The following is a 17,601-nucleotide window of genomic DNA, read 5'->3' as shown; positions in this document are numbered from 1 at the left end:
AATACCGTCCCTTACGCGTCGGACCCCACGGTGCTTGCCCGTGCGGCCAGCAAGGTGAAGCGCCACGTACTACCGCTGTTCGTGGTGATGTTCATCGTCAATTACATCGACCGAGTCAATATCGGCTTTGTGCGCAGCCATCTGGAAACTGATCTGGGCATTGGCGCTGCGGCCTACGGGCTCGGTGCAGGTCTGTTCTTCGTTGGCTATGCGTTGTTCGAAGTCCCGTCCAACATGTTGTTGCAACGTTACGGCGCTCGCGCCTGGCTGACGCGCATCATGTTCACCTGGGGCGCAGCCGCGATGGCCATGGCCTTCGTTCAGGGCGAAACCAGCTTCTATGTGCTGCGTTTTGTACTCGGTGCCGCCGAGGCAGGTTTCTTCCCCGGCATCATTTATTACTTCACACAGTGGCTGCCCGCCAGTGATCGCGGCAAAGCCATGGCGCTGTTTTTGAGCGGGTCGGCCATCGCCTCGGTGATTTCGGGTCCGTTATCCGGCGCACTGCTGGGCATCAGCGGCCTGAGCCTGCATGGCTGGCAGTGGATGTTTCTGATTGAAGGCTTCGCCTCGATTGTGCTGTGCGGTTTCGTCTGGTTCTGGTTGCAGTCCCATCCTCACGAAGCCAAGTGGCTCACCGAGGAAGAAAAAACTACGCTGGTCAACGCCATCGCCGAAGAGCAGCGCGCCCGTGAAGCGACGCAAACGGTCAAGCCTTCGATGTTCAAACTGTTGGCTGATCGGCAGATCATGCTGTTCTGCTTCATCTACTTTTCCGTGGCGCTGACCATCTACGGTGCCACCTTCTGGCTGCCGAGCATGATTCGCAAGATGGGCAGCCTGAGCGACTTCGAAGTGGGGCTGTTCAACTCGGTGCCGTGGCTCATCTCGATTGTCGCCATGTACGGCTTCGCAGCGCTGGCCGCACGCTTCAAGCATCAACAGGCCTGGGTGGCCGTGACGCTGGTGATCGCAGCATTCGGCATGTTCATGTCCACCACCGGCGGGCCGGTTTTTGCCTTTGTTGCCATCTGCTTTGCCGCGATTGGTTTCAAGGCTGCATCGGCGCTGTTCTGGCCGATCCCGCAAGGCTATCTGGATGCACGCATCGCTGCCGCCGTGATCGCCCTCATCAACTCCATCGGTAACCTGGGTGGCTTCGTGGCGCCCACCGCATTCGGGTTTCTGGAACAGACCACCGGCTCCATTCAAGGCGGTCTCTATGGGCTGGCGGCAACGTCCCTGCTGGCAGCCATCGTGATCTTCTTTGCCCGCACTACGCCGCGAGGTAATGCGCACCACCCGTCCAAGGCTGAGCCGGTCACGTTGCACGCCACTGGCCCGCTCGGCACCCATTCAAGCCTCAAACCCTGATCGTCCGGGAGACTGCCCTTTGAAAATCATCCGCGTTACTGTCACCCCCATCGCCTTCCGCGATCCGCCGTTGCTCAACGCCAGTGGTATCCACGAACCCTTCGCGCTGCGCTCGATCATCGAGATCGAGAGCGACACCGGCTACATCGGTCTCGGCGAAAGCTATGGCGACGCCCCGGCATTGGCGATTCAGCAACAGGTGCAGCATCAGCTTATCGGCGTCGACCCGTTCAACCTCAGTCAGCTGCGCAGCATCGTTCAGGCAACCGTGGCAGCGCACAAACCGGCCAGCCTGGCCGGCGCGGAACTGGCACCCGGCTCCCACGCCAGCAAAGCAGTGAGCAACGCCTATTCAGCCTTCGAAGTGGCGTTTCTCGACCTGCAGGCACGCTCGATCAACGTGCCGCTGGTTGACTTGCTGGGGGGAGCGGTTCGCGATCAGGTGCCGTTCAGTGCCTACCTGTTCTTCAAATACACGCAGCACGCCGACTCCCCTTATGCACCGGACAGTTGGGGCGAGGCGCTGAGCGAAGAACAGATCGTGGCTCAGGCCCGGCGCATGATCGAGGCCTACGGGTTCAAAAGCATCAAACTCAAGGCTGGCGCACTGGACCCGGAGCATGAAGTGTCCTGTATCAAGGCCCTGAAAAAAGCCTTTCCCGGCTACCCGCTGCGCATCGACCCCAACGGCAACTGGTCGCTGGAAACTTCGATTCGCATGGCTGAGCTGCTGGGTGACGACCTGCAGTACTACGAAGACCCGACGCCGGGTCTGGACGGCATGTCCGAACTGCATAAACGCACCGGTCTGCCGCTGGCGACCAACATGGTGGTCACCGACTTCGACGAATTCCGTCGCAGCGTTGCCTTGAACAGCGTGCAGATCGTGCTCGCCGACCACCACTACTGGGGCGGACTGCGCGATACCCAGGCGCTGGCCAAAATGTGCGACACCTTCGGGTTGGGCGTATCAATGCATTCCAACTCGCACCTGGGTATCAGCCTCATGGCCATGACCCACGTCGCGGCGTCCGTGCCCAACCTCGACTACGCCTGCGACACCCATTACCCGTGGCAGGAGCCGGACGAAGAAGTCATCAAAGGTGGCAAGCTGCCTATTGTCGACGGCTGCGTGAAACTCACCCGCGAGCCAGGTCTGGGGCTTGAACTGGACTACGACCAGCTCGGCAAACTCAACGACCAGTACTTGAGCTGCGGTATCCGCCAGCGTGATGACGTGAGGCAGATGCAGAAATACAAACCGGAGTGGAAGGCGGTGAAACCCAGGTATTAAAGTGGGCTTGTGTGTCACTGACTGTCGGGTGTTTCGCAGCACACAGATGACCGAGGAGGCGGCTTGCCGCGTCCTCTCAAATGCCATGCAAATTGCTGAACGACACGGGCTTCTGTGGGCAAGCTTGCTCGCGAAAAGCCTGGCGCGACGCCATAGCATACATAGCTTGTACCATTGCCCTAGCGAGCAGGCTCACTCCCACGGTTCAGCACGCATTCCTGGTCGCGGCGCTGTACGAATACAAACGCCAGCGACAACAGGACCTCAACCAGCACTGCGGCCAGAATCCCCGAACTGGCATGGCCCGACGTCCACTCAAATACCCCAAGTGCGGCGAGGATCAGGCAGGCCGTGACAAAACCGCTCACCAGCGCCGACCGGATAACCGATGGCGCGGCGTTTCTGGCCAGAAAGAACATCACGCCAAACCCCATATACAAGGCCGCGGCGCGGCGGCTGACCAGCCCAGTCTCGTTGGAAAACCCAACCCCCCAGTTCGCCAGCATCTGCGCGGGGGCAAACATCCAGACAACCGCAAGCGCCCAGAACAGAAAGGCGCTCAAGGTCGCGAGGTGACGAAACTTCATTCGGTTTACTCATGCGTAAGTGATTGGAGTCTGCAGTGTAGGGTGATTCCGGCTAGACGATCTTCAGGAAACCTCTTGCATGGAGGTGGCCAGGCATAGAGCGCCAAGACCTGCCGAGATTATGATCATCATTAGCCACTTTTAATGACGGTTAACATCAATGCTATAGTGCGCTCATATTGGATCGCAGACGAATCGAGGCACTTCATGAGGGTTACCAAAGCGCAGGCGCAAGCAAACCGCGCGCACATTGTCGAGACCGCATCGGTGCAGTTTCGCAAGCACGGTTATGACGGTATCGGGGTTGCAGACCTGATGGCCGAAGCCGGTTTCACCCATGGCGGTTTCTATAAGCACTTTGGGTCCAAGGCGGACCTGATGGCTGAAGCAGCGGCGTGCAGCCTGTCAGAAAACGTGGAGCAATCAGCGGGCGTGAGCCCTGCCCGCTTCATTGAGTATTACCTGAGCAGGCGGCATCGCGACGATGTTGCAACCGGCTGCACCCTGGCCGCGCTTGGCGGTGACGCATCGCGTCAGTCGGACGACGTCAAAAACACTTTCGCCAATGGTATCGAACAGCTGCTGGCCAACCTGGCATCCGGCGCAACGATGCACCCGGACGACGATCCGAACGCTTCACGCGCAGCGCTGCTGGACATGCTGGCCCATGCGGTAGGCGCGGTGATGTTGTCACGCGCCGTACCCGGTGATTCAAAGCTTGCGGACGAGATCCTCGATGCGTGCCGCACGACGATGCTCGCCCGAGCCAGCAAGTTGTCCGACAGCAGTGACGCCAACAGTTAGCGCACTGGTTTCAGTGCGCAACGTCAGGCATCAAACAACCGACTCAGGCACGCCAGTTTCTTCTTGTACGACTTGCGCGCCTGCAAGGCATCTTCCAGGGTCACGGCAATGAAGCGGGCCTTCTGATTCGGCTGCATCTGACCAATCAGGTCGAGGTCGGCGCTGATCACCGTGCCGATCATCGCGTAACCGCCGCCGGACACCGCATCGCGGTGCAACACAATGGGTTCCAGGCCGGCCGGCACCTGGATTGAGCCGATCGGATAGCAACTGTCGACGATGTTGGAAGGGTCGGAACCCGCGCCAAAAGGCTGTTCACGTGGCTGAAACGTCAGTGCCTTGCCGCCCTTGAAGCGATAGCCGATACGATCGGCCTCCGAACCGACCGTCCAGGACTCGGAGAAAAAGCTGGTTGCCGCATATTCGGTCAGACGTTCGTAATACAACCCCGGCACCACGCGCAGATAGACTTCGCCACCCAGCGACTGACGCAAGGCCATCGGCAGGCTGGCCCCCGCCCGGCCTTTGCCGCTGGGTGCGCCAATCGGCAATTGATCATTGACCGCCAGACGTCGCCCTTCAAAACCGCCCAACGCGCCCAGGGTGTAAGTCGAGCGACTGCCCAACACCAACGGCACGTCGATACCGCCCGCCACCGCCAGATAGGCACGAGCGCCATCCTTGGGGAAGTCAAAGCGCAGCACCTGCCCGGCCTTTACTTCAAACGCCGTGTCGTGATGCATGTCCTTGCCATCCACACGAGGCGTCATGTGCGCGCCGCACACCGCCACCAGCGCATCACATTGAAACTCCAGCTCAGGCCCGACCAGTGTGCACTCAAGACCGGCAGCGCCCGGGGGGTTGCCAACCAGATGGTTGGCCGCGCTAAGCGCATACTGATCGAGCGCGCCCGACGGAGGAATGCCCAAGTGGTAATAGCCTTCACGGCCCAGATCCTGAACAGAAGTCGCCAGTCCCGGTTTAAGCACCTTGATCATGCCAGCACCTCCTGCAATGAAGCTGGATAACCGGCCGGGTCGGCCAGAAAACGGTCGAGCGAAAACTCGACCGAACGGATCCGCAAATCGAAGCGTCCTGCGTCCACTTCGGCGACGGCCAGATCGTAGGCTTCGCGGTCAATGGGCTTGAATTGCACGATATCGCCCGGCCTGAAGAACACCATGTGCTCTTTCAGGTAGGCCAATTGCTGCTGCGGGTCGTAGATCGGGGCGGGCGTGACGCCGAACATCTGATAACCACCCGCACCGCGCACCGAGTAAATGCAGCCAAAGCAGCCGCCATGACCCAGGGTCAGTTTGGGCGTATCGGTGCGCGGGCGCAGGTATTTGGGGACCTGCAACTGGCGCTCACGCTCGACCATCTGGAACATGAATGGCAGGCCGGCAACGAAGCCCACCATCGACACGAACCACGGCGCACCACTGTGCGCGGCGATAAACGCGTCGACGTCGGCCAGGTTATTGATCCGCGCCGCATACTCAAGGTCCGTGGCGCTCGGATCCTGATGGCGGTCACGGAAGCGCATCAGGGTTTCATGGGTCCAGGGATCGTTGTACAGCACCGGAATCTCGATAATCCGGGTCTGCAGCGTACGTTCCGCGACAGCACCCGCTTCTGCGCTTCGCACCGCATCAAGCAAGGCTTGCGGCGCTATGCGGTCCGGGTCAAAACGAATCTGGAACGAGGCATTGGCCAGGCAGACATCCAGCACGCCGTCGAGCTGCAACCGTTCGACGGCCCGGGTCACCGCCATTCCCTTGAAAAAGGCTTCCAGCGACATGCTTTCGCTGACTTCGGCAAACAGGTGTTCATCAGCGCCAAAACTGTAGCGGATCGGATCGTTCATGCCCGTCCTCCGCTGGATTGATAGTCGGCCATGTCTGTCCCTCTTGTATGGATTGGAGAACGGCAGGCAATAAATGGTAACGGGACCCGGCCTCTGCGTGCCGGATGTCCTTGCGTGATCAACGGGGAGCCTTTACCTGAATGCCAGCGTTATCCAGCGCCTTGCGCGTGGCTTCGGCCAGGTCCAGCGCACCCGGTGTGTCGCTGTGCAGGCAAATGGAATCGAATTCGATGCTCAGGTCTTCGTCTTCGACCGTGCGCACGATGCCTTCCTGGCAGGCTTGCAGCACACGCGCCGCGACTTTTGCCGGGTCATAAGCCTGAACGTTTCGGGTAAAGACAATCGAGCCGCTGAGATCGTAAGCCCGGTCAGCGTAGAACTCACGAATGACCGGCTGCCCCAGATCCTGCGCGATCTTGCAGATCACCGAACCTGGCATGCAGTACAGCAGCAGTTCAGGCTCCAGACGCTGCAGGTTTTCGACCAGCAGCCGCGCCGCCTCTTCGTCGCGGGCCAGGTGCATGTACAACGCACCGTGAGGCTTGAAATGTTGCAGCTTTACGCCTTGAGCACGAGCGATTTCTCTCAGGGCACCAAGCTGGTAAAGCATGTCGTCCACCAGCTCCTGCGCCGGTGCCTGAATATGGCGACGGCCGAACCCGACCAGATCGTGGAAGCCTGGATGCGCGCCGACCGCAACCCCGAGGCGCTTGGCCTGTTCGACGGTGCGGCGCATGGTGCCGGGGTCGCCCGCGTGAAAACCGGTCGCCACGTTGGCTGAACTGATGTACTTCATGAGTTCGGTATCCACACCATCACCAATGGTCCAGGCACCGAAGCTTTCACCCATGTCCGAATTGAAATCGACTGTCCGCATGTCGCGCCCTCCTGACATCAAATTGCGATATCGCCCGGACAACGTTAGATTCCTCGCTACCCCCTTGGGTAGATCTATTAACAGATAGCCCTTTATTCGAAAAACAGATGGCTGCCTGAAGGAACGCCGATGTCTCTCACCCTTCGCCAGATTCGCTATTTTGTCGCTACTGCCGAAATCGGGCAGATCTCTCAGGCGGCCATTCACCTCAATATTTCCCAGTCGGCGGTGACCACGGCGATCAAGGAACTGGAGCACATCCTGGGCAGCCTGTTGTTTCAGCGCTCAGCTCAGGGCATGACGCTGACGGATGCCGGACGGCACTTTCTTAACCGCGCCTACGTGATCCTGCGCAGCGTCGATGATGCGCTGAACAGTCCACTGCCTGACGTGCGCGCCAGCGGTTTGCTGCGCCTGGCCGCCAGTTACACCGTGATCGGTTATTTTCTGCCACACCACCTGCAACGGCTGGAACACTGGCACCCGGACGTTTCGATTCAGGTCCATGAACAGGAGCGCCAGGCCATCGAACAAGGCTTGCTGGAGGGCTGCTTCGACATGGCCGTGGTGCTCACGGAAAACATCACCCATGCGGATATCGTGTCCGAAACGCTGTTTAACTCTGAGCGGCGTCTCTGGCTGCCCAGCCATCACCCGTTATGCCAGCGCGATATGGTGAGCCTTGCCGATGTGGCCAAGGAGCCGTATATCCTGCTGACGGTCGATGAAGCCGAGCAGAGTGCAATGCGCTACTGGAAACTGGCGCGTCAGACACCTGCCGTGCGGGTGCGCACCAGTTCGGTCGAGGCTGTGCGCAGCATGGTCGCCAACGGCAGCGGCGTGGCGATTCTTTCAGACCTGGTGCACAGGCCCTGGTCGCTTGAGGGCAAGCGCATTGAAACCATTACGGTGACTGACAAGGTGACGCCCATGAGCGTGGGCCTTGCCTGGCACCGCGAACGTGCTTTTACGCCCGCGATGCAAGCGTTTCGTCAGTATTTTCACGATGCCTTTCTGGCACCGCAACAGCTGTCAGCACGCCGCTAGGCTGTGCCAGGGGTCTTGAGAGGCGCATGCTCGGCCATTAATTCAGCCACCCAGTCGATGAATACCCGCACCTTGACGCTGACATGCCGGTTGGGCGGAAACGCCACGTACATCGGCATCGAATCCATAAGCCAGTCTTCAAACAATGACACGAGGTCGCCATTGTCCACGTGAGGCCGGGCCATATAATCCGGCAGCCAGATGATGCCCATGCCTGCGAGTCCGGCAGCCAGATACGCGTTGCCATCGTCCACCGCCAGCACATAACGGCCATGAACATGAATGCTCTCCTCGCCACGGTGCATGGCGTACGGCAACGCCTTGCCGGTGCACGAATAAAAGACCTACCAGCGACCAGCCTAGCGTTGGCCGCCCTTTCGATAACTGCGAAGAGGGATGACACGATCGTGGTCGTCAGGAACCGTAGAGGCTTCGAACTGGCTGAAAAACTCGCCGGATATCACGTCGTCCAGAAACTGCTGTTGTTCTTGCACACTGCGTTGCCTGGCCGACTGTGCGCTGGCATCAGGGTCTGCCAGCCAGACGGCTCGACGCTCGATCGCTACCGTGATGAACGCCCTTCTCTCCTCATCTGACATCCGCGTCAGCTGATCACACAATCCTTCAAGCATCCGGACAGCCAGATCCTGCTCGAGCTGATCCTCATCCGCGAACATCAAATGCCAGATGAAATCGAAAGAGAGTTCGGCGAGGGTACGCATGGCATAAAGTCCGTGGTATTTGAACCTGCGAGATTCGCGGTTCATCAGCATTTGGTCAAGCGATACAAAAGTCTACTCCTCGCCGTGGCACTGCGCTTCAAAAGTGCTGGAAAGATCAATAACCGGAATCAGGTTCGCGTGTTTCCATGTTCAGTCGTGACAGAGATAATCACACTGGCATCTGCAGGATCACGCGATTAAGGAGCAACAATGTTTTTTGGAGAGAACCGCAAAGCATTTCTGGAGTTTTTGAGAAACCTAACGCCGCAGGCGTTGTTCCTGACGCTTGCCTTTGTATTCGGTTCGAAGCTGGACCTCAGCCTGAGTCCGGGTGCGTTTGATCCAACGTTTGAGGGTATCAAAAGGACGATTCCGTTCTTGTTCAGCCTGCTGGTCTTCATCGGCGCGTGCCTGGCCAATATGAGCCTGTTCATCGAGTCGGCGGTTTCATCACCCGCCGAACTGAAAGAGCGCTTAAAAACAATAACCCGGGAAGAACCCCACTTCTTCAAGCGTCAGAAGAAACTGGCCCGTGCGACATGGCAGGATAATAAATCAGGCTATCTGGAAGTCATTCTGGTTCTACTGATTTCGCAAATTGCGTTTATTGCGGTGGTCGTGGTTGCGGCTCAGGCGGCATTGAGCAGTACGTTCCTTTGATCATCAATGAAACGCCGGCTATTAAAGGCCGGATATTAAACACGCAATAAACGCTGCAAACAGGTCGCAAATCCGCATGGCACGTCTTCAAAACAGAAAAGGCAACGGGGCCTGAGCTTTGCTGATGCTGGCGACTTTCAGGTTCAAATCCGGGAGTACATAGGTAAAGAAAAACCCTGCAGTCCGGCTTTTTGCGCCGCGTAACGGATGGCTGTGCGGCAAAGACTGCGCCACACGAGCCGCGCGCGTCCAGGCGAACGCCAGCAGCGTCAGGCCGCACACATCCAGGTAATCCCCGGCAACGCGATACGGGTACTCGACGTCCTGTAGGGCATGCCGGGTGATGGTGGCTGTTATCTGGTCAAGCCGTTCGCAGGCAACCCGTAACTCCCCTGCGAACGCAGCACATTCCGGTATGGCCGCGGCCTGTACGGCTTCCTGCTCAATGATCCGCAGTAAACGGGACAGGGTTTGGGCATCGTCGCCCAGCACCTTGCGCAGCAGCAGGTCGTTGGCCTGGATTTCGTTACTGCCTTCATAAATCATCCCGATTCGGCTGTCGCGTAACGTTTGCTCGATGCCGAACTCACTGACATAGCCGTAACCCCCGAATACCTGCAGTGCCTTGCTGGACAACTGAAAGCCTTGCGAGGTGAAGAACGCCTTGATGATCGGCGTCAGCAGACCGGCAAGTTGTCCCGCTTCGCCTCGCTCGACGGGGTCGATGTGGTGCTGCGCCTGGTCCAATAGATGTGCCGCCCAGTAACCGATGGCGCGCATGCCTTCGCAACCGGCCTTGAGTTCGAACAACGTGCGGCGGATGGCCGGATGGTAATGAATCGGGTCTGCGAGCTGCGCGGCCTGGCCTTCAGGTCGGGTCGGTGCGCGCATCTGCTTGCGCTCGCACGCATAGGCCATCGCGCTCTGGCAGGCGGCTTCGGCGTGTCCCAGGCCTTGCAACCCGACATGCAGGCGCGCGGCGTTCATCATCACGAACATCGCTGCCAGACCGCGGTGCGCCTCGCCAATCAACCAGCCTTGGGCGTTGTCGAACACCAGCGAGCAGGTCGCGCTGCCCTTGATGCCCATCTTGTGCTCGATACCCTCGCAGCGCACCGCATTACGGCGACCCTGGTCTAGACGTTTGGGCACCAGAAACAGCGAGAGGCCCCGGCTACCAGCGGGAGCGTCCGGCAAACGGGCCAACACCAGATGAAGAATGTTTTCAGTGAGGTCATGCTCGCCGCCGGAGATGAATATCTTGTTACCGGTGAGTGTGTAGCTGTCATCGTATTGAGGTTCGGCCTTGCAGCGCAAAAGACCGACGTCACTGCCCGCCTGGGGCTCGGTCAGACACATGGTGGGCAGCGAGGTGCCACTGATGATTTCAGGCAGATAGCGCTGCTGAAGCCACTCGGGCGCATGGGTTTTCAGGCACAGGTAGGCACCATGGGCGATACCGGTGTACATCGCCCAGCCGTGGTTGCAGGCGTAGAGCATTTCCTGCACGGCGGCGTCGAGCAGACTAGGCAGCCCTTGCCCGCCCAGAGATTCGGCGCACGCCAGCGACGGCCAGCCGCCTTCGACAAAAGCGTCATAGGCAGCGGCAAAACCTGCTGGCGTGCTCACCTCGCCGTTCGAAAAGCGACAGCCTTCACGATCACCCGCGGCGTTGAGCGGTGCCAGCACCTCATGACTGAAACGCCCCGCTTCTTCCAGCACCTGCCTGGCCAATGGCAGGTCTAGTGCGGCAAATGCGGGGGTCGTGGCCCACGAGGACGGGGCTTGCAGCCAGTGTTCCAGCACGAACTGCATGTCGTCTAACGGCGGTTGGTAGCGCCACATGGTGTATCTCCATTTAACGTGGGAAGTGGCGTGCAGATGAGTTGTCCGTTGCTGAAAGGTCGCCTGAACAACCGAATCGCTGCCTCCCTGGACGCACAGTACTGGCCCTTGGCGGCACGAGGTCGGTAGCTAGCCCTCGAAGGCAGGATTCTCGATCAGCAGCGCCATGCCCTGCCCCCCGCCGACACAGGCGGCGGCGATGCCATAACGCAGGTTTTCCTTGCGTAACTGTCGCGCCAGGGTCATGACCAGACGCAGACCGGTCGCCGCCAACGGATGCCCTAACCCGAGCGAGCCGCCATTGACATTCAGCCTATCCATGTCGATGTCCAGCGTCTGGGCGACGGCGAGCACCTGTGCGGCCTGCGCTTCGTTGACTTCGATGCGTCCGATCTCGGCCAGCCTCAAACCACTGCGCTGCAACAACAGCTCGACAGCGGGTGCCGGACCGATCCCCATGAATTCAGGGGCAACACCTGTCACCGCACTGGCCAGCAGGTGCGCAAGCACCGGCCCGTCAGAGTCCGAGGCCTTGCCCACCAGTGCAGCGGCTGCGCCATCGGCCACCGCGCAGCTGTTACCAGCGGTTTGCACGCCGTTGGGGTGAATGGCGCGCAAGCGCGACAGCGCTGCCAGGTGGGTGGTGCGCGGGTGACTGTCTTGCGAGACGACGTCCACGCCACGCGGCAATTCGATGCCTCTTGGCCGATACCCCTCAAGGGCAAACGGCTCAGGCGTCACAGCCACGATTTCCGGGGCCAGCCAGCCCGAGGCCTGAGCCTGCAACGCACGTTGATGGCTCAGCAGCGCATAGCCGTCCACCTGCTCCCGGCCGATCCCGTGACGCCGGGCGAGGTTATCCGCAGTAGCAATCATGTCCATGCCAGGTGCCGGGTCGTACAGCGCCTCCCAGAGAAAATCCTTGAACTGTACGGCCGCCCCCAGCCGAAAGCCGTCACGATGGGTGTACGCCGCGATCGGGTTTCTGGACATGGATTCAGCCGCAACACACAACGCCAGTTGCCCGCCCGATCCCACATGGAGAGCCGCCTGACGCAGCAGCTCGAAACCTGTCGCACAAATGCGCTGCACGCCCAGCGCCGGAACGCTTTGCGCAACACCGCAATACAGACCGATATGCCGGGGCAGCAGGTAGGCGTCAAAACTGGCCTGCGCCATGGAGCCGGCCAGTACGGTGTCTACCCTTTCGGGCGCAATTGCGGCACGAGACAGCACCTCTCGACCTGCCTTGATGCCCAGGTCGATCGGCGAAACCTGCGCCAACGCGCCGCCCAGATCAATCCAGGGGGTACGTACCGACTCGATGATGGCCACATCACTGAATGCCAAATACTGCCCGGCACCGTTCATTTGAGTGGCTCGGCGCGCAGCATACCGGGGGCCTCGCCGCGATACAGGGCTTCGACCTTCGCCGCTCGCCACTGCAACACCGCTCGCTGATTGATCGAGCCCTTGTCGGTGATTTCTCCTCGGTCAATCGACGCAGGCTCTTCCAAGAGACTGATCCACTCAAGGCGGCTGGCGTTGCCGTTGGCGTCGCGGTTCAAGCGCGCGAGCCAGTCCGCAAACCACAGGCGAACAGGTGCGCTGGCCAAGACCTCAGCGTCACTGGCATCGGCATTCAGCCCCGCGAGTTGGCGGCAGTCATGCAGCCTGGGGAACACCAGAGCCCCCAGGCATTCACGATCCGGCGCAGCGATGACCACGTCCTGAACGTAGGGCGAGCCGTCCAGCACGGCGCGGTTGCGCATCGGGCCGACACTGACGAACACCCCGGACGACAATTTGAAGTCTTCGGCCAGACGGCCATCGAACATCAGGCCCAGTTCCGGCGCCGACGGATCGGCGAGTTTGATCGCATCGCCGGAACAGTAAAAACCGTCATCATCGAACACGTCGGCGGTCTGTTGTGGCGAACGCCAGTAGCCCGGCATGATGTGTGGTCCGCGAAAACGGCCTTCCAGTTTGCCGTCAACCGGCACCAGCCGCACTTCGCAGCCCGGCGCAGGCAAGCCAATGTAGCCGGCCATCGACAAAGGCCCGGTGGTGAACGTACAGGACGGTGCGGCCTCGGTCATACCCAGTCCTGCCATCATGCGAATACGCTCTGCGCAGTGCTGTTCGGCGACCCGGTCCAGTCGGTCCCAGATGCTTTGAGAAAGACCGGCTGCCGCAAAGAAGAACAGTTTCATGCGTGCAAAAAACCGCTCGCGCAGTTCCGCGTCCTGCTCCAGCGCGTTGACCAGCTCTTCCCAGCCCTTGGGCACAGTGAGGTAGGCGGTCGGCGAAATTTCCTTGAGGTTGCGCAGGGTCTCAGCAAAGCCCTGCGCAGTGGGCTTGCCGTTATCCAGGTAAAAGGTGCCACCGTTGTACAGCACGATACCGACGTTGTGACTGCCGCCAAAGGTGTGGTTCCAGGGCAGCCAGTCCACCAGCACCGGAGGCTCTTCGCCGAATACCGGAAACGTTTGCAGCAGCATCTGCTGATTGGCGCACAACATGCGCTGGGTCGTGACCACCGCCTTGGGCAGCTTGGTGGAGCCTGAGGTAAACAGAAACTTGGCGATGCTGTCAGGCCCGGTGGCCTCGAACGCAGCCTCGGCTTCGGCTCCTCCGGGCTGCTCCAGCAGGCTGTCGAAACGGATCTGGCGACGTCCATTGAGCTGGCCGCGCACCGTAATGACCGGGGTATCAGCAGCAATGACCGCATCGACCGCACGTTGAAAGGGCGCGGCGTCACTGATGAACACCAGACCTGGCTGCAAGACGTCGCAGACGTGCCGCAGTTTGGCGAAGTCCTGCGACAACACCGAATAGGCCGGCGAGACCGGGCAATACGGAATGCCGGCATACATCGCCCCGAGAGAGATCTGCAGATGTTCAATATCGTTGCCCGAAAGCAGCGCCAACGGCCTGTCAGCCGAAAGCTGGTATTTCAGAAGGCCTTGAGCGATAGCCCTTACAGACTCGAGCATCTCGGCATAGCTGACGGTTCGCCAGCCACCCAGGTTGTCACGGGCCGCAATAAATGTCTGTTGCGGACGAACCTCGGCCCAGTGCACCAGCCGGTCGAGCAGCCGCCTTGGCAACTCGGCCAGTGGCTCCAGTGCACGCATGTGCAGGACGCCCTTTTCCTCGCGCACCTCGACAGCAGGATGACCAATGCTCACCTGGCGATAGCGCGGCGGGTTGACTGGGGTGTGCGGCGTTGAAGATCTAGGTTCGGAACTCACGAGCGTCTCTCCGTCAAGGCACGCGCACACCGAATGGCACACGGCGGTTCGTGGTGAGCGTGGCAGCGACTGGCTGCGGCCTTGTTATTGTTATGCCTGGCTGATAAACGGTGCCCCTTCTCATGAACGCCGTTATCAACCTGAACGGGTTCAGATCGGGTAGTGCCGTGGCCCGTTCTGCAACGTCACCCAACGCAACTGGGTGAAATGTTCGATCGAGGCCTTGCCACCGAAGCTGCCATATCCGCTGGACTTGACCCCGCCGAAGGGCATTTGCGCCTCGTCGTGAACAGTGGGTCCATTGATGTGGCAGATGCCTGATTCAACGCGCTGCGCCAACGCCAGGGCCCGGCTGGTGTCACGGCTGAAGATCGCCGCAGACAGGCCGAACTCCGAATCGTTGGCCAGGCGCAGCAGTTCCTCGTCGCCCTCTCCACGAATCAGCACCGCGACCGGTCCGAAAGACTCTTCGCGATACAGGCGCATGCTGTCGGTGACGCCGTCGAGCAAGGTGGGTTGCAGGATGCTGCCCTGCAACTGTCCGCCCGCCACCAGGGTCGCGCCTTGGCTGACCGCGTCGTCGATCAAGGCCTTGATGCGCGTGCCAGCGCCGACATCGACCAGAGATCCGAGCACCGAGCGGCTGTCGTCCGGACGGCCTGCGTGCAAGGTCTCGATCTTCGCCGCCAGTTTGGCAACAAAGGCGTCTGCCACTTTGCGGTCGACGATCAGGCGTTCGGTGGACATACAAATCTGGCCCTGATTGAAGAAGGCCCCGAACGCGGCAGCCTCGACGGCAGCGTCCAGATCTGCGTCATCCAGCACCAGGAACGGGGCCTTTCCGCCCAGCTCCAGCAGCGCCGGCTTTAGATGACGAGCCGAGAGTTCGCCGACGATGCGTCCGACGTGGGTAGAGCCCGTGAAATTGACCCGGCGCACAGCAGGATTGGCGATCAGCCGCTCGACGATGGCCGGTGCATCAGCCGGTGCGTTGCTGATCACATTGACCACACCATCGCCCAACCCTGCATCCTGCAGCACCTGACCGATCAGACGATGCACGGCCGGACTGAGCTCGGAGGCCTTGAGCACAACGGTATTGCCACAGGCCAGCGGCATGGCGATGGCGCGTGTGGCAAGAATCACCGGCGCGTTCCAGGGCGCAATGCCCAGCACGACACCGCAGGGCTGACGCAGCGCCATGGCAAAGCTGCCGGGCACGTTGGACGGAATGATTTCGCCATTGATCTGGGTGGTCATCGATGCTGCTTCGCGCAGCATGTTCGCTGCCAGTTGCACGTTGAATCCATACCAGTTGGCCATGGCTCCGGTCTCGCCGGCAGCCGCAATGAATTCGCCGCTGCGCGCCTGCAGTTGCTCGGCCGCCTGCATCAGGCGGGCGCGGCGTTCGCCGGGCGCCATCGCGGCCCAGGCCGGAAATGCTGCCTGAGCTGCTGCAACTGCGGCATCAGCGTCTTCAAGGGTGGCGGCAGCGACGCGGGACACGACTTCGCCAGTCACCGGGTTACGGCGTTCAAAGGTACGTCCGTCAAGGGCGGGGCACGACTGGCCGCCGATCAGCAGGAGCACGTCCAGCATGGTGATTCCTCTTTATTGTCTTTGTCGGAATGCAGTTCAGCGTGTGTTCACAGTAGCGTTCTATCGCTATCCGGCATAGCCAGCCATGCCGGAAACACCTTAGCGCTTATAGGCTTGCAGGCCTGGTTTGATGCTCTTGTCGTCGAGGAACTGCTTCATGCCCTGCTCGCGGCCACCTTCTTTATCCAGCAGGCGCGACTGATCAAGCTTGGCGTACAGGTAATCCTCGTTCTGCTCCCAGGTCAGTTCGCGGCAGCGCTTGAAGCCGTGTTTGGCGGCGCGCAGCACGACCGGATTCTTTTCCAGCAGGTTGAGCGCCAGATCGATGGTCACCTGACGCAGTTGCGCCAGCGGCACGCTTTCGTTGACCAGGCCCATTTCCGCTGCCTTGCGACCGTCGAAGGTCTTGCCGGTCATGATGTAGTAAAGCGACTGACGATGGCCCACGGTATCGGCCATGGCCTTGCTGACGAGGTTGCCCGGCGGGATGCCCCAGTTGATTTCCGACAGACCGAACGTGGCTTCGTCGGCGCAGATGGCCAGGTCGCATGCGACCAGCGGGCTGAAACCACCGCCGAAGCACCAGCCGTTGACCATGGCGATGGTGGGCTTGGCGTACATGCGCAGCAGCTTCCATTGCCATTGGGATGCTTCACGGCGGATTTTCTCCTGGAGGATTTCCGGCCCGGCATCCACCTCGCGGAAATACTCCTTGAGGTCCATGCCTGCCGTCCACGCTTCGCCAGCGCCGGTCAGCACCAGCACGCCAGCATCCGGGTCCTGTTCGAGCGTTTCCAATACGTCGATCATTTCCCTGTTCAGGGTCGGGCTCATGGCATTGCGTTTTTCAGGGCGATTGAGAATGACCCAGGCGATACCCTGCTCGATTTCGACCTTGACGGTTGACCAGCGGCCTTCGTAAGTGCTCATGGCGATGCTCTCTTGTTATTGACTGGAAGATGACTCAAACCTAAACCGCAAATATAGTTATGTCAATTAACCATTATTCATATTAATTAAATTTTTGGCACGTCGCTCGGATATGCTGGTCACAGTCGTGAATGCCCCATAGCCTTCATTCACGAACACCGGCACACTGCCGGGCTATCGCTCAATCACCCAAAAGGACTGGATTTTCAATGGCCAAGCCATCCGACATCGCTGACGCCTGCCCTGCCCTCGCACAGGCCGCCGAAGCGTCGTTGCCCATGGACTCCGCGCTGGACGATCTGATCGGTTACGCCATGCGCCGGGCACAGCTCAAACTGTTTCAGAACCTGATCGCTCGCCTCTCCACTCATGATTTGCGCCCTGCGCAATTTTCGGCGCTGGCGATCATCGATCAGAATCCGGGCCTGATGCAGGCGGATCTGGCCAAAGCGCTGGCGATCGAACCGCCACAGGTCGTTCCTCTGCTTAACAAACTGGAAAGCCGAGCACTCGCTGTTCGTCTGCGGTGTAAACCAGACAAACGCTCGTACGGAATTTTTCTCAGCAAGACTGGCGAAACCCTGCTCAAGGAGCTGAAACAGATCGCCGCCGAAAGCGACCTGGACTCTACCTCGGCACTCGACGGTCAAGAGCGCGACGAACTGCTGCGTTTGCTCAAGAAGGTCTATCAGGCCTGATGACAGGCGCGCCGACCACCCGCCACGGGGCGTCGGCGCGCCT

16 protein-coding genes and 1 pseudogene are annotated in these 17,601 nt (G+C 60.2%); 6 read left to right on the top strand and 11 right to left on the bottom strand.

Translation table 11 applies throughout. The annotated features are described in order from the left end of the window. Positions 1-30: 30 nt before the first annotated feature. A complete protein-coding gene (locus H8S56_RS01360; RefSeq protein WP_187517989.1) occupies positions 31-1,374 on the top strand; it encodes an MFS transporter in 1,344 nt (447 codons plus the stop codon). 19 nt (positions 1,375-1,393) lie between these two features. Then, on the top strand, positions 1,394-2,668 hold the full coding sequence (locus H8S56_RS01355) for a glucarate dehydratase family protein (protein WP_187517635.1): 1,275 nt from the start codon (positions 1,394-1,396) through the stop codon (positions 2,666-2,668). 179 nt (positions 2,669-2,847) lie between these two features. Here the strand turns inward: H8S56_RS01355 and H8S56_RS01350 are convergent, their stop codons facing one another. Then, the gene (locus H8S56_RS01350; protein WP_187517634.1) at positions 2,848-3,255 is read right to left on the bottom strand and encodes a hypothetical protein; all 408 of its coding nucleotides are present in this window, start codon (positions 3,253-3,255) and stop codon (positions 2,848-2,850) included. A 207-nt stretch (positions 3,256-3,462) separates the two neighbouring features. Between H8S56_RS01350 and H8S56_RS01345 the strand changes: the two genes are divergently transcribed. After that, on the top strand, positions 3,463-4,059 hold the full coding sequence (locus H8S56_RS01345) for a TetR/AcrR family transcriptional regulator (protein ID WP_187517633.1): 597 nt from the start codon (positions 3,463-3,465) through the stop codon (positions 4,057-4,059). A gap of 23 nt (positions 4,060-4,082) precedes the next feature. Here H8S56_RS01345 and H8S56_RS01340 read toward each other — a convergent pair whose 3' ends face one another. The 3 genes from H8S56_RS01340 to H8S56_RS01330 form a co-directional block, all read right to left on the bottom strand. Beyond that, positions 4,083-5,057, bottom strand: coding sequence for a 5-oxoprolinase subunit C family protein (locus H8S56_RS01340; protein ID WP_187517632.1), 975 nt, complete (start codon positions 5,055-5,057; stop codon positions 4,083-4,085). Beyond that, positions 5,054-5,926 carry a 5-oxoprolinase subunit B family protein gene (locus tag H8S56_RS01335; protein WP_024686931.1) on the bottom strand — a complete coding sequence of 291 codons (873 nt, stop codon included), beginning with the start codon at positions 5,924-5,926 and terminating at the stop codon, positions 5,054-5,056. Before H8S56_RS01335 ends, H8S56_RS01340 begins: the two co-directional genes overlap by 4 nt. A 118-nt stretch (positions 5,927-6,044) precedes the next feature. Next, the gene (locus H8S56_RS01330) at positions 6,045-6,803 is read right to left on the bottom strand and encodes a 5-oxoprolinase subunit PxpA (RefSeq protein WP_024695280.1); all 759 of its coding nucleotides are present in this window, start codon (positions 6,801-6,803) and stop codon (positions 6,045-6,047) included. 129 nt (positions 6,804-6,932) lie between these two features. Between H8S56_RS01330 and H8S56_RS01325 the strand changes: the two genes are divergently transcribed. Beyond that, on the top strand, positions 6,933-7,850 hold the full coding sequence (locus H8S56_RS01325) for a LysR family transcriptional regulator (RefSeq protein WP_024695281.1): 918 nt from the start codon (positions 6,933-6,935) through the stop codon (positions 7,848-7,850). On the opposite strand, the pseudogene H8S56_RS01320 reads toward H8S56_RS01325, so the two are convergent. Both H8S56_RS01320 and H8S56_RS01315 read right to left on the bottom strand, forming a co-directional pair. Then, positions 7,847-8,179: pseudogene (locus H8S56_RS01320) on the bottom strand (LysR substrate-binding domain-containing protein); the annotation flags it as partial. The gene H8S56_RS01325 and the pseudogene H8S56_RS01320 sit on opposite strands and share 4 nt — an antisense overlap. Positions 8,180-8,209: 30 nt before the next feature. After that, positions 8,210-8,572: a hypothetical protein gene (locus H8S56_RS01315; RefSeq protein WP_187517631.1), complete on the bottom strand. Its 363-nt coding sequence runs from the start codon at positions 8,570-8,572 to the stop codon at positions 8,210-8,212. 210 nt (positions 8,573-8,782) lie between these two features. Here H8S56_RS01315 and H8S56_RS01310 point away from each other — a divergent pair, with 210 nt between their 5' ends. Beyond that, the gene (locus H8S56_RS01310; RefSeq protein WP_024695283.1) at positions 8,783-9,232 is read left to right on the top strand and encodes a hypothetical protein; all 450 of its coding nucleotides are present in this window, start codon (positions 8,783-8,785) and stop codon (positions 9,230-9,232) included. Positions 9,233-9,319: 87 nt separating this feature from the next. Here H8S56_RS01310 and H8S56_RS01305 read toward each other — a convergent pair whose 3' ends face one another. From H8S56_RS01305 to H8S56_RS01285, 5 genes are all read right to left on the bottom strand, one after another. Beyond that, the gene (locus H8S56_RS01305; RefSeq protein WP_187517630.1) at positions 9,320-11,077 is read right to left on the bottom strand and encodes an acyl-CoA dehydrogenase; all 1,758 of its coding nucleotides are present in this window, start codon (positions 11,075-11,077) and stop codon (positions 9,320-9,322) included. A gap of 129 nt (positions 11,078-11,206) precedes the next feature. Then, a complete protein-coding gene (locus tag H8S56_RS01300) occupies positions 11,207-12,448 on the bottom strand; it encodes a thiolase family protein (RefSeq protein ID WP_187517629.1) in 1,242 nt (413 codons plus the stop codon). Next, the gene (locus H8S56_RS01295; RefSeq protein ID WP_187517628.1) at positions 12,445-14,331 is read right to left on the bottom strand and encodes a feruloyl-CoA synthase; all 1,887 of its coding nucleotides are present in this window, start codon (positions 14,329-14,331) and stop codon (positions 12,445-12,447) included. Before H8S56_RS01295 ends, H8S56_RS01300 begins: the two co-directional genes overlap by 4 nt. Positions 14,332-14,481: 150 nt before the next feature. Then, positions 14,482-15,930: an aldehyde dehydrogenase gene (locus tag H8S56_RS01290; protein WP_187517627.1), complete on the bottom strand. Its 1,449-nt coding sequence runs from the start codon at positions 15,928-15,930 to the stop codon at positions 14,482-14,484. Between the two features lie 99 nt (positions 15,931-16,029). Then, positions 16,030-16,860: a p-hydroxycinnamoyl CoA hydratase/lyase gene (locus tag H8S56_RS01285; protein WP_024695287.1), complete on the bottom strand. Its 831-nt coding sequence runs from the start codon at positions 16,858-16,860 to the stop codon at positions 16,030-16,032. Between the two features lie 209 nt (positions 16,861-17,069). Here H8S56_RS01285 and H8S56_RS01280 point away from each other — a divergent pair, with 209 nt between their 5' ends. Continuing rightward, on the top strand, positions 17,070-17,558 hold the full coding sequence (locus H8S56_RS01280; protein WP_024686920.1) for a MarR family winged helix-turn-helix transcriptional regulator: 489 nt from the start codon (positions 17,070-17,072) through the stop codon (positions 17,556-17,558). The last annotated feature ends 43 nt before the right edge of the window (positions 17,559-17,601 follow it).

The organism is Pseudomonas triticifolii (genome assembly GCF_014358015.1).
GTDB classification, from domain to species: domain Bacteria; phylum Pseudomonadota; class Gammaproteobacteria; order Pseudomonadales; family Pseudomonadaceae; genus Aquipseudomonas; species Aquipseudomonas triticifolii.
The sequence above is the reverse complement of the archived record's forward strand: the minus strand, read 5'-3'. Positions and strand labels throughout refer to the sequence as shown.